Below are 23229 nucleotides of genomic sequence, written 5' to 3' on the forward strand. Positions count from 1 at the left end.
TCTTCCTTAAAAAGGATAGCCAATGGCCAGGTTGAAAACGGGTTGTAACTGCTTTAGTGGTTGTCCAGAAGGTCTATGTAATGGAAAGGCTAAATCCCCACATAGTACGAAGGTATTATAGAAATTTAACCGTAAGCCAAAACCACCCCCTATTGCAAAAGCTGGTGTCTTAAAATAGAATTTCATTTCTGGTGGCGCATCTTTTGACAACCGCCAGGTATTGCCCATGTCTAGGAAAAGTGCTCCTTCTAGGTGGCCAATTAATTTTCGACGCAGTTCTATATTGCCTAGCAAGAGTAAATCCCCTTTGCGTACTTCTTTTTTATTTCCTTCGTATGCACCAGGACCAACCATTTGCCTATCCCAAGCCCTTACACTACCATGCCCCCCTATTGCATATTGTTTGTCTGGATGGACTTTATCTGCTGCCGTATAGCCTTTCGCAGCACCTAATTTAGCTTGGCAAGCTAGTGTCGTATCTGTGGCAAGTTGAAAGGCATGACGATAGCCTATATCAAATTTAATATATTTGTAAACTTGAAATGTTTCGGGTAAAATCTGCTTAAAGGGAGTTAGATGTTCAAATAATCCTCCATGTTCTATACGAATTGAAGCCATCCATCTATATCCATCCAACGCATTTAGAGATAGTGTAGGGGTAGCTGCTTTTATCGTGGCTATGCAGCCTATGCTAGTTAAAAAAGAAGGTGATCTTAATTTTGTTGTAAGCTTGTCTACTGCTGTAGCCTTTATGGTTTGGGGATAATCAAATACCACTTTAAATGGTGAAAATTGATAGGAGATATGCTTGTTATACCAATCATAATGTAATGTGGCATCTATTTTTTGGCTATTGTAAATAGGGTTTTTTGTCAAACTGTAGCCAATATTCAGTGTAGTGCTTGGATTAAAATTTTCCAGCATCAGATTGGTTTTTTTGGGTAGCCAGAGTATAAAACGAGGTGTGGTAAATTTACTGCGTAATCCATAGGCAATATTTTGGTAAAGCTTAGAGGTGGTTTGTATGATGAATTCCTCTCTCAATGCAATACTTGCTTCTATATTCAGGATACCTAGGCCGGCAACCTGTCTTATAATAGGGTTCAGCTTGATGGTAGGACGGAGCCGCTTTAGATTGAGGTTAATACACTCCCCGCCCAACTCTATTTGCAACCTTACCCGTTCATAAGGCTTTGCATGAATGTAAACAACCAATTCATCCGCTTCTATTTTGGGTAAAATCGAAATCGATTCAAATGTAGCAGTTCGATAGAGCCGTTCATAGGTTTCTAGAATTTTACTTTTATTATAAAAATCACCAGGTCTAAGCGGTATTTTACCTGCTAAATCTTCTAAGGGATATCGGTTTGATGGTACCAAAAAATCAAGGTTCTGACATGTTTTTGTTTGTAGATGTATAGCACTTGCTTGCTGATCCTTTTGGCTGGTTAGATCTACTATGACACGTCCTATTTTTGTTTTATGAATGGTGGTATCGGGTGCACCTACTATAGTAGTTACAGCTATGGTATGGTCATTTTTCGATAGATCGGCTTTAAAGTATACATACTGTTCGTCAAATTCAAAGTACCCATTATCAGACAACAGGTTGATAATGCGCTCTTGCTCGTTGACAAAATCTTGATATTGATAAGGGCAGCCTACTTTAATAAAGCTTTCACTATTATGGCCAGCTAATAGGTCGCGTATTGGTTTATAGTTTATCTGTAAACTTGTTGAAGCAATTTTATACACATTGTGTTGCTGTATGCGATAGGTCACGCATACTCTTTGCTTTTGAAAATCAGTTTTGCTGGTAACTTCAGCATCTAAATATCCTTTGGAGTGTAGGTAATTTAAAAATATTTTTTCATTGTGGTGTACATACACTGGATTATAGTATAGGGGTTTTTCACCCATACGCATCAGGCGGTTTCCATTTTTCGCTGTATGTTCTTTTCGTCCAATAAGTTTATCGCGTTTGGCTATGAGTTTCATTTTTGCTTTTTCATCAGCTGCTTTACAGATGCGGTATGCATATAGCTGTTGAATAGATGTTATCTCATTTTGTATCTTTTCAAGATTGAAGTGGCTTTTACCATATTGATAAAGCCATTTTTTGATGGGCATGCCTAAAAAAGTAGTGTTAGGCTGGTAGAGAGAGTGTTTTTGTAGTGCTTGCTTATCCTTATTGCTTACACCTATGATTACCTCCTTAATGGGTAGCGTTTCGTAAGCAGCTGCATGTAAACAGCTCATAGATAGCAGTAGCAGTATAATAGCCCTTTTCTTGCCTAAGAAATAATTTTTCAATTTTTTATATTAAAAACTTTAAAGTTTGGTTACCTATTTGAGACTCTCTCAAAGATACGAGATATAATGGAACAGCTTATCCCTTGTATACAAAGCGAACCCGTTATCATGCCATATCAAATAAATGTAGTATGTTTAAGGATAGACTTCTTTCGAATTTGATTTTTTAAAACTCAGACTATGACTGACCATACAGACAAATTAAAAGCGCTGCAAACTACCATTGATAAGCTGGAGAAAACATATGGCCGTGGGGCAGTGATGCGGTTAAGTGACAATCATGTAGTAGATATTCCCGTGATTTCCACAGGTTCTCTTGGTTTAGATCTAGCACTAGGAGTAGGTGGCATACCGCGTGGCAGAATTATTGAAATTTATGGACCAGAGTCTTCAGGAAAAACAACACTTTCTTTACACTGTATTGCAGAGGCGCAAAAAAAAGGTGGGTTGGCCGCTTTTATTGATGCGGAGCATGCCTTTGATAAAAGCTATGCAGAACGTTTGGGGATAGACACCGAAAACCTGCTTATCGCTCAACCAGATGATGGAGAACAAGCACTGGAAATAGCTGAGCATCTGATTCGTTCTGGTAGCATAGATATTTTAGTAATTGACTCTGTTGCAGCTTTGGTGCCTCGTAGTGAACTAGAGGGAGATATGGGAGATAGCAAAATGGGGTTACAAGCCCGTTTGATGTCACAAGCTTTGCGTAAACTGACCGGAACCATTAATAAAACAGGGTGTGCTTGCATTTTTATCAATCAGCTTAGGGAAAAAATTGGTGTAATGTTTGGCAATCCAGAAACCACTACTGGTGGCAATGCATTAAAATTCTATGCCTCCGTTCGTTTGGACATTCGTAGTGTTACCTCATTAAAAGAAAGTGATGGAACTGTATCTGGAAAACGGACTCGCGTTAAAATTGTAAAAAATAAAGTGGCACCGCCTTTTAGGGTAGTTGAATTTGATATTGTCTATGGGGAGGGAATTTCTAAAGTGGGGGAGCTGCTGGATATTGGTGTAGAACTGGGTGTAGTTAAGAAAGCCGGATCTTGGTTTTCCTATGAAGATCACAAGCTTGCCCAAGGGAGAGAGGCTAGCAAAGAGCTCTTAAATGATCATCCAGAGTTGTTTAACAAGATAGAAACAGATATTAAAGCAAAAATAGCCGATGCTATCGATAAGGGTTAGCTAGATATCGTTGTTTTTGATTCGTATTTTTGTATTGTTTATATTAAGTTAAAGCATGGTAGCCAATGGGGGAAGCGGGGTGCCTTGCAATCATGCTCCTTGCTGGTTGTTATTACAATTTACATCTCAGTATTATTCAAAAAAAATATAGACACATGAGTGTATACCTATTCATCGGCTTGCTAAGCTTTCAGACCTTTGTTTCTTGTGCCCACACAAGGCAGCTGGTAGAATCGAAGGTAAGCTATCAGCCAATAGCGTCTATAGAATCTGATGCATCTGATAATGGTGAGGGCTCCTCTGTATCAATAGAAGGTATGCCAAGAGCATGTGATAACTACAACTACCAGTTGTTCCAGCGCACGCAGGAACGACTTAAGCATCCCTCACTAATCGAGCGTCTAATAGACCAAGCATGTAAATGGTTGTTTATTCTCCTTTTTCCCTGTAGTATGTTTCTAGTTCTATATAATAAGGGGGGGGGATTAAGCTTCGATACAACTCCATCTAATAGCAGCAGCTCTGTACCTACAATATTAAGATCGAGTGTGTTGCGTGAATCAAAGTTACCACTGCCCAATAAAGCATTAGGTGATAATGATAATAGTGTTATCCTTGCAGAGAAACTACCCCCCTATGAGGCAACACTGAAATCAGCGGAGCGTAATCCCTTATTCAAGAGTAAGCGCACTATGTCTCCATCGAATGCAGCGGGTATAGCTGGTTATTATTAAAGCTTAAATATCAGTTCTATGCAAAAAAAACATAGATATCCTAGAGCAGGCTTATTGATCAGTCTGTTAAGCTTCAATATTTTTTCTTCTTGTGTGCACACAAGGCAAACATTAGGTTTTGATCAAGCAGGGCCATCAAGAGAGCGTAGCTATAACTATCATTTAATAGAAGAGGGGCAAAGAGAAGATGATCCTAATGACCCGGAATGGAAAGTAGTGTGGCTAACACTAGGAGTGTGGATGGTAGTGTCTTGGATATGCTATTTCTATTATGACTATGTAAGATGGTGGAGTCCTATGGTTTCATTGAGCGCTAATGCTACGTTAACTGCATCATAGTAACGTGCTGCAACAATATTCAACAACATAATATGGCGTAATCTGCTGAGCACCTCCATTTGGTTGGGCCCGCAAGCCAGACTGTAGTTGCTTGGAATTGTCTTTGTTTTTTTGTAAGTCATAAGGTAGAGGGGGTAGGTGGATGGTTGAGCTATGCTGCTTAGCAACCGTTCTACCTGCTTGCTGGTTAGTATTCATGCTGGCATGATTAAATATCAATACTATGCAAAAAAAACATAGACACATTGGCGTAAGCCTACGGATTGGTTTGTTAAGTTTATACACTACTGTTTTTGCTTCTTGTGCCCATACAAGGCAAGCGCTAAGTTCTGGCTGGATTTTGGGAGACATGCAAAGCGTATATACTATAAATAACCCGATAAAATATTGGCGCCTATTAGGGGTAGTAGGGGGCATGTTATGCTGTGGTGCAGTATCCTATTATCTTTATTACCCTTCAAATAATTTACCAATACCTATGCTTCCTACATCAGGATCAAGCGGGTGGAACGCATCAATGCCCTAATGTTAAATGAAACTTTGAGTAATAATAGGTAGTGGGTGTGGGTATGCATTTTGAATCAGTAATGAATTTGCCTTAAGGTTAGGTGATTCTCTAATATATTTTATTTGGAATTTTCTTTATCTTTTTGTATGTAGTAAGTGAATGAGGCAATCGTATGGCTCTCTCCTAAACTATCCCTTATTAAGGTTTATTTTTTTGCCTTTTTTTACATAAAACGTTCCCAATATGCGGCAGTTTAGGGTTGTTTAGAGTTAGTTGAATTGAGCATTTTACATAAAATATCACTATTATGAAACATAAATATAGATACGTCAGGCTAGGCCTATTTATGGGCTTGTTAAGCTGCTACACTGCTTTTTTATCTTCTTGCGCCCACACAAGGCAAATATCAAATGTCGGGCCAAGTACCATATCGGGTGCTTCTATAGGCGAACAATTGCCTTATAATCAACCAGATATGAAAATAATTTATCAGCGTGGCCCAATGAATCTTTGCAATAAAGTAACATTAGGATGCCTCGGTATTACATTCTTAGGTGTTAGTGGAGTAATAGGATACTACGTTAGGCATGCCTTGTTAGCAACGGGTATGTGGAACGCATCAATGCCCTCAATGTTAAATGAAACTTTGAGTAATTAATTAGGTAAAATTTCGAAACTGTATACCAAATTTTTGTATGCGTTCAACGCTATGGCCATAGTAGTAAAATAGCTCTGTAAAAGTATCTAGTATCTGTTCAACACTATGGCCATAGTGATAAAATGCCCCTGTAAAAAGTTTCGAAATAGAACCCACCCCTTGCAGATGATTAGGAAAAACAGATTCCTTTGAAGCCCGCGCAGCGGGCGACTTCTGTTTTTCCATCTGTAAGGGATGGGTTCCGGAACTTTTTACCGAGGGCTTGATTTTTTGTCCACTTTTTTATCAAGAAAAAAGTGGAATAAAATTCATTATTAACCAGTGACGTGAATAGATACAGTATCTATTCATCACTATGGCTACGTTTTCTGAAAAAAGCAAATGAGCTAACCCATTACCAGCCGCAGCGTCTCCTTCGATAAAAAATGGCGCTCTAGTAAAACACGAACACCTGCGCGATAGCTTTTTCAGCTACTTACTATCGGGCCAGATTTTTTATCGAAGGAGATAAGGGGCCCAGCCACAGGCGTAAATAGATACATCAAACCCTGTGCAAAAAGTTGCTGGAGGTGCCTCCCTTAAAGATGGAAAATCAGCATGCGCACTAGCAATCCCACAAAACTGATTTTCTGCTTGGCTCTCAGGGTATACTTTCTGAGTGCAACTTTTTACAATGGGCGTTTTTTCTTATCTTTGGGTAGTGTAACCAAGCGACAAGCCTATATCCAATCTTATAAAGGCTATACAGTTTCAGCAGCTTTAATTTTTGCTGCAAAAAACTTAGAATGCTTAAAAAATGGGATGTAATGCTCCTCTACAACAATAGCTGTATTGGTGCTAATATTACGTCCAATTTTTTTGGCTCGTTTTTTTTTAGAAAAACTACCAAATCCGCTAAAATGAACCCGATGATTATCTATTACAGCGTTTTGAATAACATGAAATAACTCATCTAAAGTGTTTTTGACATCTTCTTTGTCAAGTCCCGTTTTACGGGAGATTGCTAAAATTACTTCTGCTTTGGTCATAATGTATACTGATTTTAAGATTATACAATGATTGATATTGATTCGGTGGTTTTGCATTAGACCTCTTGCGAAACCTATCTGTGATAAGTACAACCCCACGCTCTTTTATATTCTATAGATAACAAGTTCATTATCATGCCATGAATTTACATGAGACAGGTTGAACTTGCAATTATTTTCTTAAATAAAACGATTATTTTTTTTGATAAATAGTAATTTATCCATTACATTTGTATTCAAATGTAATAGTTCATGCAAATTTTAAGGTCTGGTAGTTCAGTTGGTTAGAATGCCTGCCTGTCACGTAGGAGGTCGCGGGTTCGAGTCCCGTCCAGACCGCTTCTATCCGGTGTTAGATAGAAATTTATAGTCTTGCGCATGATTCAAAGAATTCAATCCCTCTATTTGGCTGCGGCCTCTATGGCTATGGTTGCTTTTCTCAGAGCTGAGGTTTGGGTGAAGTCAGATTTGAATGCTGTTTTTACTATGAGGCCTTATGCGCTTATTGCCCCTACGGGGGAGCCCGCCATATTCCCTTATGGTTTATCTGCTTTATTAGCCTGTTACCTTATGGTAACAGCAGCTTATGCCATCATACGGCACGATAATAGGAAGTTACAACTTCGCTTAATCGCTAGTATGAACGGAGTATTGGCTATGTTGATTATCCTGATGTGGTTATTGATTAAAAAAGCCGATACAGCCTACCTTCTGAGCGGGCATGCTAGTTATCAAACAGCCTTCCTGCTTCCCTTCATCACCTGGATAGCCAATCTATTGGCACGGTATCATATTAAAAAAGATGAACAGTTGGTCAATGAAGACCGCTTAAGATAAGCAATTTTTGTCATGCCTTTGGTTTGCTCAAAAAGCATTCAAAAAATCACTATCTATTCAAGCCTGTGACTGGGTCCTTTATTTTTTATTGAAGGAAACGGCGGGGCTGGTAATGGGTTGGCCATTTGCTTTTTCAGAAAAACGTAGCCATAATGATGAATGGCTACGGTCAATCAGTGCGCTCGGAAGGACTCGAACCCTCAACCTTCGGAGCCGAAATCCGACGTTCTATCCGGTTGAACTACGAGCGCGCAGTCGAAATTTTATATGGTGAAAATACAAAATATTATGCAGATACTATGCTTATAGCCAAAGAAGTTTGTAAGTCTTACAATGGATATCAGATCCTAAACCAAATTAATATATCGATCCATACTGGAGAAATGGTAGCCATTATGGGCTCCTCCGGGGCTGGGAAAACCACGTTATTACATCTTATATCTACACTAGATAAACCAGATAGTGGTTCCTTAACACTAGATGGAACAGATCTTCTAGGATTAGCAGGCAATGCACTGGCTACATTTAGGAATAAAAAAATAGGATTTGTTTTTCAGTTTCATAACCTGTTACCCGAATTTACGCTCTTTGAGAACATTTGTATGCCTGGTTATATTGGCTTATTTCCTCAAAAATCAGTAACACAAAGAGCCAATGAGCTGTTAGCCTTACTGGGCATTAGCCATCGCAAAAATCATCTGCCAGAGGCTGTTTCTGGCGGAGAACGACAACGGGCGGCTATAGCTCGAGCATTGATCAATAGGCCATCAATTGTGTTTGCTGATGAACCAAGTGGTAATCTTGATGCCCAAAATGCTGAGGTGTTGCATGGGCTTTTTTTAGATCTCTCTAAGCGATTAAAGCAAACGGTTGTCTTGGTAACCCATAACCAGTCATTGGCAACTATTGCAGATAGGGTTTTCTTACTAGAAGATGGTATATTGCAGCCAGCTAAAAGCTGGTAGCCGTAAAGCACATAACTGCATTAATGTACTCATGATTTTTAACTGCGTGCCTAATTTTTAATATCGGTGGGCATAAACGGGGGCATACTAAGCCATACATTTGAAAACCAGCAACACCCTAATATGATGCAATCTGCACAAACTGTTCTACAAAACCTGAAAAAAGGTATATATGCTCCTATCTATTTTTTACAAGGAGAGGAAGCATACTATATTGATGCCATTACCCAATATATCGAAGAACAACTGCTTACACCAGCTGAAAGAACCTTTAACCTAACCATTACCTATGGTAAAGAATGCAGCATGGACACGCTGCTTACTCAAGCACGTCGTTTTCCAATGGCTGCTTCGCTACAAGTGGTTATTGTTAAAGAAGCGCAAGAGATGGCAGACTTAAAAAACACTAAGGGGCAACAGCTGCTGTTGCATTACTTACAGCGCCCACAGCCTACCACCCTATTGGTTTTTGCATACAAATATAAAACAATAGATGGTCGCAGTACTTTTGGCAAAGCATTAAGCAAACAAAATGTGCTGGTTACCTCTAAAAAATTATATGATCAACAGCTACCTGGCTTTATCAAATCCTTTGTACAAAACCTGGAGTTGTCTATAACAGAAAAAGCCCTCTACTTAGTAGAGGCTTATATTGGAAACGACCTAGCAAGAATCGCTAGTGAACTCCATAAATTACGTATTAACCTTACACCAGGAAGCACTATTACCGATCACATTGTAGAAACCTATATAGGGCTACATAGGCCTTTTAATCTATTTGCACTACAAAAGGCCATGATGCAAAAAGATTACCCGAAAAGTTACCAAATTATCAGTGTTTGCGCATCCAATGCAAAAGAGCATGCTGCACTACCCATTGTAACCATTTTATATAATCTTTTCTCTAAATTACTTGTATTGCATCAAACAAAAGAAAGCACCCCTGCTAAAATTGCACAACAAATTGATGTACACCCTTATTTTATACAAGGATATCTTGATGCAGTGCAAAACTATACACTAAAGCAAACCATGAAAAATATCACCTATCTCCATCAAGCAGACCTTCAATTAAAGGGAATAAGTGCCAATACCAGTGATTATCAGATTATGAAAGAATTAATCTTTAAATTGATGCACCCCTAGAATAAAAAGAATTGTAAAATAATGGTAAGCTATAAGGAATTTAATAGAAAGCAGCTTTATGAAAAAGGTGCATACTAGCCCTAGTAAGATAAATTAGAAATCCATATTTTGGTTATATGGAGCTTTTCCAATCATTTGAATTTAGTATACCCCATGATACAATCAATATATACCGTTATCGTAATGGCTATTTTTTTAATAGCCACCCCTTATAAGGGCTTCTCTGCAGCCAACCACCAACCCAGTTCATTTCCGGAAGCCATTTTGCATGAAGGGGTAGTACTTTTTGATCAACATCAATATGCAATGGCCCAAAAGTACTTCGAAACCTATTTAAGCAGTCAGAAAAAAAAGTATCAACAAGATGAGGCTGCTTATTATGCGGTACGTTCTGCTTTAAAAAATAAAGATCCGCATGTCGACATCCTTTTGCAATACTTTATAGTAAGGTATCCTACCAGCACACATGCAGAAACCATGCGTTATCATTTAGCAAAATGTTTTTTTGAAACAGGTTTGTTTGATAAAAGTCTTGCGCTATATCGAAATATTGAAGCAGCTTGCTTGTTGCCTAAGGAGCGAGCAGCCCTTCCATATGAGGTGGGCGTTACTTGTTTACAACTAAAACGTTGGGAAGATGCAAAAAAATGGTTTGGCGCTATTCAAAACAAAGATCATGCTTATTATTATCCTGCACAATTACAGATGAGCTATATAGCTTTTGAGCAAGGAGATTATGATGGTGCGCTGGCAGCACTTAAAAAAGCCAGTAAAAAATATCCCCTAGAAACCCAACAATTAACATTAAAAGTATACCATAAAGCGGAGCAATTTGAACCATTGCTTGCCTATGTGCAAAGCTGTGCTGCCTCCTCTTTTACCAAACAAGATCGGTTGCTTATTGCTGATGCTTATTTTTTCCTTAAGCAATATCCAAACGCCATTATCCACTATCAGGCTGCATTAGATGATGAGACAGACAGCATAACCCGGGCTAAGCTGGGCCATGCTTTATATGAAACGGAACAGTATGATCAAGCGATGGCTTGCTTTGAGCAATTGTTGTATACGCCTAGCCCTCTTTCGAAAGCGATTGGTGGTACGCAAATTTTAGGAGAAGCGCAGTCGAGCACTGCAGCATGCTCAGATGTGTTTGAGGAGCATAGACAAGCTTCGACACCAAAACTACCATCAGAAATTGAGCTTCAAAAGAGGTCTAATGATCGTGCCAGTCAAATTGCTGCCTACTATAGTGGTCTTATCTATGAAAAAGATGGTGCCATTCCATCCGCCATAGCTGCTTTTGCTCAAGCTGAACGGCTAAAGTCTGATACAGAAATAGGCGATTTGGCTGCTATCAAGCTTGCAGGTTTGCGTTATCAACAAGGGGCCCTTACAGAGGTTATAGAATCGATGACTGCTTTTATAGCAGCCCACCAAGAAAGCAAGCATCTTTCCACTGCACAAGCCTTACTGATGCAGTGCTACTATAAAACAAAAGCTTACCAACTAGCTATAGATTATATAGCAACGCTACCCTATAAAACTGAATCACTCTTAAGATTATACCAAAAAGTACTGTTTTATAGAGGGTTAGAAGCCTACAATATGGTTACGTTAGATGTTGCTGTTCAATACTTGAAGCAATCGTTGCTTTTCCCTTTTAAGCCATCTTTAGTGCTACAAGCCCAGTTTTGGCTGGGAGAAACCTTTTCTGCGCTGGGGAAATATGATAAAGCATTAAAGTTTTATACAAAATATATGCAAGAAGGCAGTTTAAATACACTCTATTATGAGAAAAACCTATATGGACTAGCCTATGGTTATTTTAACACGGGTCATTACACCACTGCAGCCAAAACCTTTGAGCAATATATAGCGATTACGGAAAAACAACCTGCTGCTACCCACTATGATGCAATCCTTCGGTTGGCTGATTGTTATTATGTAAAGAAAAACTACGAAGCAGCACTTAAGTTATATGCACGTGTGTATACCTATAATCCAGCCCATGTTCGCTACCAAGAAGCACTCATTTATCAGGCATTAGGAGACAATGCTCGTTCAGAACGTTGCCTCCAGGAAGTACTCACCAACCATACAGAAACTAAATATTATGAAAAAGCATGCTATCATAAGGCTTGTACCGTATTCAATGCAGGCAATTATGCAGCAGCCATTCAATCATTTAGCTACCTGATTGAAAGGGACCCAGCTAGTGCCCTATATCCAGATTTATTAATGAAACGGGCTATTGCTTATGAAAACCTTCAAAAATATGAGGCCGCTGCTGCCGATTATATGGCCATTTTAGATCAATACCCTACACATCTCCATGCAGAAAGTGCTTTAATGGCCTTATCGAACCTATCTGCTGGCACTCCTGAAAAAATGGATGTCTATTTAGAAAAGTATGCCCATATCGCCCAAAAAATGGCCAGCCATTCCGACGAGCGTGCCATTGATGGAGCCAGACAGCTCTTTTATAGTCAAGCTTACGATAAGGTATTGCAACAACTTACTGGTTTCGATAAGAAACATCCACGTAGTCAGCTGCTTTCAGAGGCTTATTTTTTAATGGCAGAAAGCTATTATAGGCTCCAAAAGTACACTCAGGCTATAGGCTATTATAAAAAGGTAGCAGCTAGCCGTCAAGTTACCTTTCATAAAAAAGCATGGTTAAGAATGGCTGATCTGGCCTACCAAGGCAAGCGTTTTCAAGAGGCGGTCACCCATTACCAAAAACTCCAGCATATGCAACTAACCGATAAAGAATACCACCATGTCTTAACTGGGCTTATAAAGGCTAGTTTTCTTCTAAAGCAATATCAAGTTACAACACCGGCTTGTTTACAATTATTAAATAGTCCTAAAGATGCACCTATTGAAATCATTCAACAGGCTTCTCTTTATCTAGGAAAGGTAATGATGCAACGATCAGAATACCAACGTGCTAGAAGCCATTTTTTAAAGGCTAGTACTCCACAACATACTGTTACTGCAGCAGAAGCACAATATCTCTTGGCCCATACAGCATTTAAGCTAAAAGCCTACAAGGCCTCTTTAAATAATTTATTTGACCTTGTAGAAAAATTTACACACAACAATCATTATATAGACGATGCCTTTTTACTTATGGCAGATAACTATACAATGATGGGTAATCTTACACAAGCCAAAGCCACCTTGGACTCTATGATTGGTCAATCCAAAAATAAAAAGAAGATTGGCCTGGCCAAGCAAAAAAGAGCCGCAGTGGTTGCTAAAATTAAAAAGCAACAATAGTTTTATTTTTCAACCATCTGCTTGCTAAGCGCTTCTCTGTTTACGGTTTCATATGCCCAACTATCTATCATTCTAGTCTCCTCATTAAAGTTAAGACCTAAAAGTATAAGGGCTTTTTGTCTGAGTAAGTAAGGCTTATAATACCCGTTTGCTTTGATTTGGTCTAAGGCTATTTGACCAGTGGATTTATACTTAAGCTCTATAATATAGATGGCTGTGCCTAATTCTAAAACAATATCTGACCTGCCTTGGCTGGAAGCGGATTCACTATACATCTGCATTCTCCTACCACCTAAAAATCCTAATCCTTGTAGCAGCATATGTAAATTGCTATGGTATTGTTTTTCTTGTTTGGTATCTAGGTAATAAGGAAGTGTAGCAAAAACTGTATTGATGTGATCTATAAAAGCTTCAATTTTTTTATTGGATAAGGCATTTCTGATGGTATCCCGTTCTTGAATAAAATAATCCTTTACGTTTTTTTCCAAACTAGACTGTATACTTTTCTGGAAAGACGCTGCTATTTCTTTATTGGGAAATTTTAATCTATATAGACTGGTAGATTCATCATAGTGGTCAATGGTCAGATAGCCGGTTTGAAACATCAGAGACTTTAAACTAATCTCATTTCTGCTTTCTGTATAGATTAACTCTTCTCTAACGGCCTCTATTTGTAGGTTTTCCATATTCATATCAAACCTATCAGGATCTGCTAGCATCTGATTAATAAGTAAGCTTGGACTACCTGACTCGTACCAGTAGTTGGCTAGTTCGCCAGAGTCTAAAAATCGTAGCGTAGACCACGGATTGTATACACTTAGACCATTCTGATGAAATCTATACCCATTGTAATAAGCTGCAATACGCTGCATTACTTCTGATTCAGTGACTTTTTTGTTTTCTTTTTCGCTCCATTTTTTAGCAATATCTTGCAAATTGTTTGAAAATATGGTTAGCATTTCTTCTTGTGTATAGCCAAACATCGCATCTGCAGATGCATCAATGGTAATGTCTTTTAAATGATTGGCTCCTGAAAATACATCAGATAAACTGAATTTACTTACGCCAGTGATAAAAGTGAGTTGAAAGTAGTCATTTAGTGACTTTAAAGTCATAAAGAAATCTTTCATGACTTTGATATTGGCTTTTTCCAGATCGGAGCCTTTGGTTAGATGAACAATAGGGGCATCATATTCGTCTATCAATACTACTATTTTAGATTCATAATTACATGACCGGATATCTTTGTTGGAACTAATGCGATTTAAGTTTACTAACTGCAAGACTAAATCCTCTAAACTCTCCTTGATCGTGGCGTTCTCTATTACTAATCCATATAGCCATGCTATTTTTTTTAGAGCGCTTTTGATGGAGTTTTTTAATTCATCTGGTGTGTCATTGGTCAACCTAGATAGGTCCAGTCTAATAATAGGATATTTCTTCCATGCATATCCGTTTTCTGGCTTACCTATATGATAGTCTTTAAATACTTCTTGCTCACCGTTGCATATGGTAGTTAGTGTATTGATAAATAAAGACTTGCCAAATCTCCTAGGACGGGCTATAAATACAGGATTTTCTTTTTCTATTAATTCTTGTGCATACCGGGTTTTATCTACATAATAGCCTGTTCTGATCACCCTTTCAACATCTGAATAACCAATAGGCAGTGCATCTATCTTACGCATAATTTTATCTCTTTATATTGATCATTTGTTATAAAACAAACTATACCAAGACGAATATAGGGTAAAATTTAGATCTATGAATTTTTAGATCGGTATATCTTATTGATAGAGGAACTAGTAAAGGATAGGAAGGTACGGGATCTAGTTGATAAACACCCAATGCCGTCAATCTAAGGAAAGTTTTAAACTAGCCAATATTATTTATATAGCTGAAAATCAATTGTATAATATATTGTTTTTAGGTTGATAGCATTGAGTGAACGGTAGTTTAGGAATATGGAAACAACAAAATATATTTACATACTTATATCAAAAAACCCCACAGTTTAGTGAACGCTTCCCTATCATAATTTTATCTATATCCCAAACATACCTACTCAATTTCTACCCACTTGCATCTAGAATTCACTATTTCTATTCACTTGAAAGAAAAGTTTCAATACAATCTAACATGTACATAATTTTCCCAAAAACCACGCACCATAGGTTATCTAGTAATTATCCTATTCCTCCCATTCCTCCTGGCTATATCTACTCGTTAAATTAACTGAACCGGCTTTTTTAACAACTAAATCATAAGTAGCATAAGCGGCTAATACAGCCTTGCCTGAAAAAGCAATACCCACTTCCACTACTTCCTTTACATGAGGATGCTGCAATAATTCGGTATGGTAAGATTGATCTTGAATTTGTTTTAGCGCAACTTTTGCTACATTTTCTAGTTCTTCTTCCTTACGTAGATGCTTAAATTCCAATAGAAGTGCTTTTGAACCTGTTTGTTTAGGAATCAATAGCACATCATAACGGCCAAAGCCACTTTCCCTATTGGAACGTATATAGTATCGATCACTGATGCTAGCCAACATAGCTAAAACAAAACCATGATAAAAGCTTTCGCCTTGTTTAGCAGCATGCACATCAAAAAAGCTAGCACTTTGTAAGAGATAGGCGTTTAAATCTCGTGTAAATTCATTTATTTTACCAGAAAGTAAATGATTCAAAAAAGTATCATACCTATGCTGACTAGGAAATTTACTAAGCAACCATTCTTCAAAAAATCTATTATAGAGCCTGCGTACTTCATTATTAGGAATCTTAACTGAGCAATCATATAAATCACTATGCTTACTTAAAATACTTTTTTCAAAAGTTAAATAGCCAGCAAATAAAAGCAAACTCCATAAAGCATTTTCGCTGGTACCTAACAAATCAAAAGAAATATGCCTATCAATGAACACTTTTAAAACTTCTCCCTGCATCAATTGTTCGAATTGCTCTTTAATGCTATTGTTAGAGTTAAGAATCAGTTGCTTAATTAAATCATTATTTCCAGTATTAACCCAGTATACATCAAAACGACCCGATCTATTGACACAGGAAATAATAGACCAAGGATTATACATAACTAGCTTGCCTACCTTGTAACCATTGTACCAATTTCTTACTGATTCTATGGAAGTATTCAAACCATTTGCCTTAAATAAAGATGCAACTTCATTCTCACTAAAGCCAAAGCAACTGCTATATGGCTCATCTAGCATGGTATAGGTTTCTAAGTTATTCAATCCAGATAGGATACTATCCTTAGAAACACGCAATATGCCTGTTAAAACGCCCCTGGCTAATGCATCATTATCTTTTAAAGCAGCACTAAAGAGATTGCGCATAAATGCGACCATAGTATTCAAATATTCCTTATTGCCATAAGCTTTGTTTAATGGGGTGTCGTATTCATCTATGAGAATATAGACCTTTTGACCATGGTGTTGGTAGAGACATTGACTTAACAACTTTAGAGAATCTTCTAAAGCCTCTTGACCGGCAGATTGATTAATAATATCTTTAAAAGTTTTTAACTGTGCCGTATTGAGCTTTGAGCCCTTTAATAAATATTCAAATGAACTAAATAGGAAAGCTATCTGTTTACTGATTTTATTGTACGCTCTTTCAAAGTTATCCGAATGCACATCCTTAAAACTTATCATAATAACGGGATACTTTCCTTGATACTGCTGAATGTATCCGCCGCCATTTAACTTACCAATCATTAAATCATCAAATAAACCTTGTGTTTTTACCCCATTCACCTCTGAGGCAAAAAAATGGTGCAACATAGACATATTCAGCGTTTTACCCCAGCGACGGGGACGGGTAATTAAAGTAACCTCCTCACCTTCACGCAATAGATCCGCTATCATAGCTGTTTTATCACAAAAAAGGTAATCGTTAGCTACCAACTTATGGAAGTTACTAACCCCAATCGGTAATTTGCTCATGACTAGACTAGAAGATTTTAAGTTTTACTAACAATGAACTTAAAAGTTAATTAAATTGATTTAAACTAAATTAAACTATAGTAGGCTAGTTTAAGTTTTTTTGCCTCTGATCGTAAAGATTTTAAAAGATAGTTGGCATAAATTATCTTTTTTAGTCTATTATAGATTGGCAACTTGTCTTTTTATCTCGATTCTTTTTTGTTAAATTTGGTTCTCCTTGAAGTAGTATGCACTATGGTAGTGGCATGCTACATTCCAGGTAGGTGCTAATCGGAAAGGTTTTATTTTTTAATTGATCACAAACAAAAGATATGAAAGTAATAGAGATTCTAGGGTATAAAAGAGCAAATCTCGGTAAAGCTGAGTCTAAGAAACTAAGAGTAGCTGCACAGGTTCCAGGTGTATTATATGGCGGAGCAGAACAAATACATTTTTATGTACCTATGGTTTTCTTACGTGATTTGGTCTACACACCTCATGCCCATTTTGTAGATTTAAATATCGAAGGCGCTGTATACAGATGTATTCTGCAGGAAATGCAATTCCACCCTGTAAGTGAAATGATGTTGCACGTAGACTTTTTACAAATCTTTGATGATAAGAAAATTAAAATGCAGATTCCTACTGCATTTGTTGGTAAAGCCGTAGGTGTGGCCAAAGGAGGGGTGCTCTCTAAAAAGCAAAGGAAACTAACGATTGCTGCCTACCCTAAGGATATGCCGTCGATGATCGATATCGATGTTGCTGATCTTGATTTAGGGCAAATCGTACGTGTCCACCAAATACCGGTAGGAAACTATACAATTTTAGCATTGCCTAATACACCAGTGGCCTCTATTGAAATTCCAAGGGCATTGCGTAGTGCAGCTAGTAAAGAGGAAAAAAAAGGTAAGCAATAGTAGGCGCAAGAGTAGTATATCCCCTTAGCGTCTCACATAGGCTATGAAGTTATTATTGATTGGGTTAGGTAATATTGGTGTAGAATATGTGCATACTAGGCATAATGTTGGTTTTTTGATAGTTGACTATCTAGCCGCTCAGCAAAAAGCTTCATTTCGATTAGGCCGCTTGGCCACTACTGCTGCTTTCACCTACAACAATCATCAAGTCTATATGGTTAAGCCTACAACCTATATGAATGATAGTGGAAAGTCGGTTCGGTATTGGTTACATCATTTAAAAATACCAGTCGAACAAAGCCTGACAATTGTAGATGACATTACACTTCCTTTCGGTAAGATGCGTCTGCGTCCCAAAGGGGCTGATGCAGGCCATAATGGTCTAAAAAGCATTGCCCATGCTTTGCATTCAGATCACTATCCACGTCTTCGAGTGGGTATTGGGAATGACTTTCCTAAAGGAGGGTTGTCAGATTTTGTATTAAGCGATTTTAATACAAAAGAACTACAAGAGCTAGGGGGTCACTTAGATAGGGCGTGTCAAATATTGATGGCTTGGTGCAGGGGGGGTATTGTGCATGCTATGAACCAGTTTAACGCAAAAGAGGTTGAATGATCAAGGAATGCGGCCACAATAGCTTTTCTGACCATTATCAGCCCTGCATCTCTTTCGATAAAAAAATGGTGCTCTAGTAAAACACTAACAGGTGAGCGATATGTTTTTTAGCTCCCACCCACACCGCGGGTTATACCCAACAGTGTGGGTTATACCCAAAAAAGAAACTTCATAGAATATAGAGTGAAGTTTCTTAGAAGCGGATTAGAAAATCGTCTGTGTGAAGCACGCGTAGCGGGCTGAGTTCACGATTTTCCCGCTGAAAAAGATATCGATTCAGCTATTTACTATCGGGCCAGACTTTTTATCGAAGGAGATAAGGGGGGGCAGCCACAGGCGTGTAATGAAGTTCCTTAAAAAACTAGAAAAAATGCGTTTTCAACCACAGTGCTGAGTAAAAAAATAAGATAAATTCCTTAAGTTGGCGCCATTGCTTGAACAGATATAGATGCTGTAGCAGGATCACAATAGACACGGCCATCTCTTTATTTGCTTTGAAAAAGATAGACAAAGTTTTTAATAAAATTAAAAAATGGTGTTTAAAACCATTGAGAAATGTACTCCTCTCCCTGGCTATATTACTAGCGGTGATGCTGACTTTGCTGCACCTACCTCCAGTACAGCAACAGCTGCTTCGTAGCATAAGCAATTATTTGTGCCAAACAACCCATTACCACATTAAATGTGATGCACTCCGGATTACTTGGTTGCGTCACATTGCATTGGAGGGGCTAACCGTTACAGATCCTCAAGATAAGCCGCTATTTACCATTCATGCATGTAAAAGTAGGCTGAATCTATTGAGTTTACTTTTGCTAAAGCGTAATATGATCGATTCTGTTTCAGTTACTGGAGGAGCATTGTACCTGGAAAAAGATAAGGAACAGGCTTTTAATATGGCCACTTTCTATGCTAAGGCGATTTTACCCTTTGTACCAGAGGCAGATTCAGATCTATATATCAACAAGATTCAACTGCATGGCATCAACCTATGTTACCATGATCCAATAAATAGACAAGCGGTCAAAATAGAAAACATACATCTATCTATAAGCCATTTCTTATCCTCTTCGGGGCGTTATGCAGGCCACCTCACCAACTGCTCTTACCAAGAAACAAGTGCCCTACCGCTGGTATGGAAAAACCTGATCACCCAGTTTAGTATTACATCGCATAGTATAATGCTCAAAGATTGTCATTTGATTACAAATCATAGCAACCTGCAAGGTGATTTCATACTAAAAAACACCAAACAACTTCCCCTTGTTGCTAGTAAAGAAAACATTCTATTGGAAGCAATATTTCGCAAAACAGTACTATCATCAATTGAATTAACTAAGTTTTTAGATTTTTTTAAAGGATCCCATGCGTTATATAAACTAGACGGTGCAGTTTCTTTAACCCCTCATGCGGTGGCATGGAAAAACTGTACACTAGCTTTTGGAGATAGCTACCTTGAGGGTACAGGCTGCTATAATGGTGTCGATGCCGATATTTTGGTAAAGACTGGTAAAGTCTATATGCAGGACCTGGAGCAAAAGCCAGCAATATGCCCAACGCAATTGCAATACATCGGCATAACAAATAGTACATTTGTTGGTAATATCCAAAAAGCCAAATTAATAGGGGATATTACGACTAATATAGGTGATATACAAACAGATCTGGTGTTACGTGATGTAGGGAAGCCCACACAAGATTTAACCGGTACCCTAACCTTGCATAAACTGACTATGGATGCTGTGTTGCCAGCTCTTCCCATTAAATCCCTTTCGGGAAAAGTTGTGATCAAGAAAGCACAAGGCTGCCACTTGAATACCCTGGATGCAGTAGCCCATCTAACAGAAATCGCAACCAACCATTATAACTATAAACAGGTAGAAGCTTCCTGTATGGCTGCTAATGCAATAGTTGGCTTTAAGCTAAATAGTAAAGATCCTAGTGCAAAGTTAGCTATAGCCGGCAGTTATCATATGGCTAAAGGGTTACAGGCAGATGGCATCATAGAAAAGATCTGCCTAGAAAAACTTGGTTTTGTGCGGGAACCCTTATCGGTGAATACAAAATTTTCATTAAAAATCAGAGATATATTCAATAAACGTCCGCGAGGAGAAGTGGTTTTAAACCAATGCACCATTCAAGGAGTGGAAAAAACAATAACCTGTAAACAGATCGCACTACATGCTATAGAACATGCAAACAAAGATATACTAACCCTTACCTCTCCACTGATAGACTGTAGGTTGCAAGGAGTATTTACCCTACACGACTTAGTCCATCACATTAAGCATCTCATTGCACGGTTTAAAAATCCAGTAGGTGGTTGGGCCACTTCCCCTGCTAGGTTGCATCTAGACTATGCCATTAACTGCAAAAAGATAGATTCAATATCTAATTGGTTTTTAGATGATTTATATATACCCCCTGCTACAACCTTTTCGGGCCATTTTGCCTATAATAGAGACTATGATTTTTCCTTTCATCTACCTGTCACATCAACTGTCCGTTTTAAGAAGTTTAGATTGGATAAGATCAAAATGGACTTGAATGTAGGTCATCTCATGAATGAAAAACAGCGATTGATTCGGTTATATATTGCTTCAGATCATCAAGATTGGCACCAAACATTTCAAACAGATCACTTATACCTTCAGTTGCTTATGGATAAAGATAAGTTTACCATTTCCAACAAGGTAGCTCATCATGATGGTGATCTCTCTCTAGCGTGTTCTGGCACCCTTATTGATGATGTGATGCGGGTTGATCTGCTCCCTTCTAAGCTAACGATCAAAGAGAAAGTATGGACCATACAAACAGAGCGTAGTAGTTTTATGTCCAAGTCGGAAATAGCCATTGGGAATTTATCTATAAAGAGCGGGCAAGAGGCTATTTGTGTAGGGGGGCACCTTACGCAATCGGCAACAAAAAATCCCTTGAAATGCACCATACGCCACCTTGCATTAAACTATCCTTCAACAGTAGGGCCCATTAAAGGTATACTAGACACGAAACTAATAGTCCACCGTCAAAAAGATCAGTTCATAGCAACCGGTAGGTTAAGTCTACAAGAAGCTACCATTCAGGACTATGCTGTAGGTACCTTGTCTACAAAGGTAGGCTGGAATCTATTAGAAAATAAATTGGTTTTAAAAGGAATGCTGCAAAAGGAGGGTAAGCAATTGCTCCAAATAGATGGCTGTTATCATCTCTTCAAATCTTCTGATAACCTATCCCTTACCACTACATTTGACCAAATGGATTTGGACTTATTAAATCCTTTATTTGCAGCTGTTTGTTCGGATATACATGGAAAGCTAAGCGGCCAATTTCACTTAACAGGCAAGCTCACTGCACCTAAGCTAAATGGCAAGGGCGTAATAGATCAAGGAACATTTAAAATTAACTATTTAAACACCGCTTACCAAGTGGCTGGAGCCATTAAAATCCGAGATAATCGTTTATATGTGCACCAGCTTGCGCTTCGTGATGAGGCAGCCGGCCATGCCACTTTATCTGGCCATATGGTGTTGCAAAATGACTTCCCTCTAATGGTTACAGGGCATATGGAAACATTCCACCTATTGCACACTACTCGAATGGACAACCCAGACTTCTATGGCGATGTATACGCCACTGGGGCTTTGCAAATGCAAGGGTCTATCTATGACCTGCTCCTTAAAATGAAAGTCACAACTGATAAAGGAACTTTTACCATTGTTGCGCATGATAAAGAAGATATAGAGAACGCTACAAAATTGGTAGAATTTGTTTATAACAAAGCAAAAAAGCAACCAGATAATATCCCTGAACATGAAGATAAATCAGCCATTAAACTGATCCTTGACTTAACCATACAACCTACCATAAAGGCGCAGGTATTATTTGGCTCTTATAATAATAAAGATGATGTTTTAGAAGGCCAAGGGACGGGAGCAATCCAAATAGAAGTAGGCACCAATCGAAAGCCATATGTAATGGGGGGCTATCTCTTTCAAAGTGGTACCTACACCGTTTCTGTATATAATTTAATTCAAAAAACATTTACCATTTCACCTAATAGCCAGGTCAATTTTAACGGTTACCCCCAAGAAGGGATTGCACATATTGACGCCTCGTATAAACAGACTGCTTCTATATCAGAACTCTATCCCCAAAGTAATGATAAACGACCGATTCCAGTAGAAATTGCCCTTTCTGCATATGGCAGCTTAGCCCATCCACATATTGCTTATCAGCTTTTTTTTCCCGTAAAAAGCATGGACTTTGACCTGAATACTGCTTTAGAGGAATGTGCCTCGAAAGCGGTATTAGACAAAGTCTACCTCAATAAGCAGATTCTAAGCTTATTAATAGCTAAAAAAGTCTATAATGAGAAACAAATAGATGGGTGGGATGCATTAAGGAATAGTCTAAATGATTTTCTTTCTCAAAGCATACAAAACTGGGTATCTAAAATAGATGATCACCTAGAAGTAGAAACCGATTTAGGAATCAATCAGTCTGAACGTCAGAAAGAAAATATATTTCAAAAAACCAGCATTAAAGTAAGCTATTTATTGCTATCCGAACGGCTTAAACTTTCCAGTACAGTGGGAGGGCGCTCCCGTTTTATCAATGATTGGGAAATTGCCTATCGGATTTCAAGAGCCCATAATATGCATGCCAAGCTTTATCAGCAACCCTTTCATGGTACGTTGAGTCTAGCGCTTTTTGGTATAAGCTTTGCGTACACTAAGAAATTTTAGT

General features: G+C 38.2%; 17 protein-coding genes and 2 tRNA genes. 12 read left to right on the forward strand and 7 right to left on the reverse strand.

The features are described from left to right. Positions 1 to 6 precede the first annotated feature (6 nt). Entirely contained in the window at positions 7 to 2259 is a 2253-nt protein-coding gene (locus tag AAHM81_RS02585) for a BamA/TamA family outer membrane protein (RefSeq protein ID WP_342264957.1), read from the reverse strand. A 234-nt stretch (positions 2260 to 2493) separates the two neighbouring features. Between AAHM81_RS02585 and recA the strand changes: the two genes are divergently transcribed. From recA to AAHM81_RS02600, 3 genes are all read left to right on the forward strand, one after another. Then, complete coding sequence (gene recA, locus AAHM81_RS02590) at positions 2494 to 3504, forward strand: recombinase RecA (RefSeq protein WP_342264958.1); 1011 nt, start codon at positions 2494 to 2496, stop codon at positions 3502 to 3504. 65 nt (positions 3505 to 3569) lie between these two features. Next, entirely contained in the window at positions 3570 to 4238 is a 669-nt protein-coding gene (locus tag AAHM81_RS02595) for a hypothetical protein (RefSeq protein ID WP_342264959.1), read from the forward strand. 18 nt (positions 4239 to 4256) lie between these two features. After that, complete coding sequence (locus tag AAHM81_RS02600; protein WP_342264960.1) at positions 4257 to 4577, forward strand: hypothetical protein; 321 nt, start codon at positions 4257 to 4259, stop codon at positions 4575 to 4577. On the opposite strand, the gene AAHM81_RS02605 is transcribed toward AAHM81_RS02600, so the two are convergent. After that, complete coding sequence (locus tag AAHM81_RS02605; protein ID WP_342264961.1) at positions 4572 to 4775, reverse strand: hypothetical protein; 204 nt, start codon at positions 4773 to 4775, stop codon at positions 4572 to 4574. The two genes, AAHM81_RS02600 and AAHM81_RS02605, sit on opposite strands and share 6 nt — an antisense overlap. A gap of 25 nt (positions 4776 to 4800) precedes the next feature. Here AAHM81_RS02605 and AAHM81_RS02610 point away from each other — a divergent pair, with 25 nt between their 5' ends. Next, positions 4801 to 5103, forward strand: a complete 303-nt coding sequence (locus tag AAHM81_RS02610; protein ID WP_342264962.1) for a hypothetical protein — start codon at positions 4801 to 4803, stop codon at positions 5101 to 5103. A 640-nt stretch (positions 5104 to 5743) separates the two neighbouring features. On the opposite strand, the gene AAHM81_RS02615 is transcribed toward AAHM81_RS02610, so the two are convergent. Further along, entirely contained in the window at positions 5744 to 5968 is a 225-nt protein-coding gene (locus AAHM81_RS02615; RefSeq protein WP_342264963.1) for a hypothetical protein, read from the reverse strand. A gap of 515 nt (positions 5969 to 6483) precedes the next feature. Next, positions 6484 to 6771 carry an HU family DNA-binding protein gene (locus AAHM81_RS02620; RefSeq protein ID WP_342264964.1) on the reverse strand — a complete coding sequence of 96 codons (288 nt, stop codon included), beginning with the start codon at positions 6769 to 6771 and terminating at the stop codon, positions 6484 to 6486. 265 nt (positions 6772 to 7036) lie between these two features. Between AAHM81_RS02620 and AAHM81_RS02625 the strand changes: the two genes are divergently transcribed. Next, positions 7037 to 7110: transfer RNA gene (locus tag AAHM81_RS02625), tRNA-Asp, on the forward strand. Between the two features lie 39 nt (positions 7111 to 7149). Beyond that, positions 7150 to 7608, forward strand: a complete 459-nt coding sequence (locus AAHM81_RS02630) for a DUF4293 family protein (protein ID WP_342264965.1) — start codon at positions 7150 to 7152, stop codon at positions 7606 to 7608. Between the two features lie 177 nt (positions 7609 to 7785). Here the strand turns inward: AAHM81_RS02630 and AAHM81_RS02635 are convergent. Further along, a tRNA-Arg gene (locus AAHM81_RS02635) sits at positions 7786 to 7859 on the reverse strand. A gap of 48 nt (positions 7860 to 7907) precedes the next feature. On the opposite strand from AAHM81_RS02635, the gene AAHM81_RS02640 reads away from it, so the two are divergent. From AAHM81_RS02640 to AAHM81_RS02650, 3 genes are all read left to right on the forward strand, one after another. Beyond that, positions 7908 to 8573: an ABC transporter ATP-binding protein gene (locus AAHM81_RS02640; protein ID WP_342264966.1), complete on the forward strand. Its 666-nt coding sequence runs from the start codon at positions 7908 to 7910 to the stop codon at positions 8571 to 8573. A gap of 123 nt (positions 8574 to 8696) precedes the next feature. Next, a complete protein-coding gene (gene holA / locus AAHM81_RS02645; protein WP_342264967.1) occupies positions 8697 to 9719 on the forward strand; it encodes a DNA polymerase III subunit delta in 1023 nt (340 codons plus the stop codon). A gap of 153 nt (positions 9720 to 9872) precedes the next feature. Further along, on the forward strand, positions 9873 to 13004 hold the full coding sequence (locus tag AAHM81_RS02650) for a tetratricopeptide repeat protein (protein ID WP_342264968.1): 3132 nt from the start codon (positions 9873 to 9875) through the stop codon (positions 13002 to 13004). 2 nt (positions 13005 to 13006) lie between these two features. Here AAHM81_RS02650 and AAHM81_RS02655 read toward each other — a convergent pair whose 3' ends face one another. Beyond that, positions 13007 to 14692, reverse strand: a complete 1686-nt coding sequence (locus AAHM81_RS02655) for an AAA family ATPase (protein WP_342264969.1) — start codon at positions 14690 to 14692, stop codon at positions 13007 to 13009. A 503-nt stretch (positions 14693 to 15195) separates the two neighbouring features. Beyond that, positions 15196 to 16968: an AAA family ATPase gene (locus AAHM81_RS02660; RefSeq protein WP_342264970.1), complete on the reverse strand. Its 1773-nt coding sequence runs from the start codon at positions 16966 to 16968 to the stop codon at positions 15196 to 15198. A 311-nt stretch (positions 16969 to 17279) separates the two neighbouring features. Here AAHM81_RS02660 and AAHM81_RS02665 point away from each other — a divergent pair, with 311 nt between their 5' ends. From AAHM81_RS02665 to AAHM81_RS02675, 3 genes are all read left to right on the forward strand, one after another. Further along, on the forward strand, positions 17280 to 17867 hold the full coding sequence (locus tag AAHM81_RS02665; RefSeq protein WP_342264971.1) for a 50S ribosomal protein L25/general stress protein Ctc: 588 nt from the start codon (positions 17280 to 17282) through the stop codon (positions 17865 to 17867). Between the two features lie 43 nt (positions 17868 to 17910). After that, positions 17911 to 18483: an aminoacyl-tRNA hydrolase gene (pth, locus tag AAHM81_RS02670; RefSeq protein ID WP_342264972.1), complete on the forward strand. Its 573-nt coding sequence runs from the start codon at positions 17911 to 17913 to the stop codon at positions 18481 to 18483. A gap of 494 nt (positions 18484 to 18977) precedes the next feature. Next, positions 18978 to 23228, forward strand: coding sequence for a translocation/assembly module TamB domain-containing protein (locus AAHM81_RS02675; RefSeq protein WP_342264973.1), 4251 nt, complete (start codon positions 18978 to 18980; stop codon positions 23226 to 23228). The last annotated feature ends 1 nt before the right edge of the window (position 23229 follow it).

Source organism: Cardinium endosymbiont of Philonthus spinipes, assembly GCF_964030745.1.
GTDB lineage: Bacteria > Bacteroidota > Bacteroidia > Cytophagales > Amoebophilaceae > Cardinium.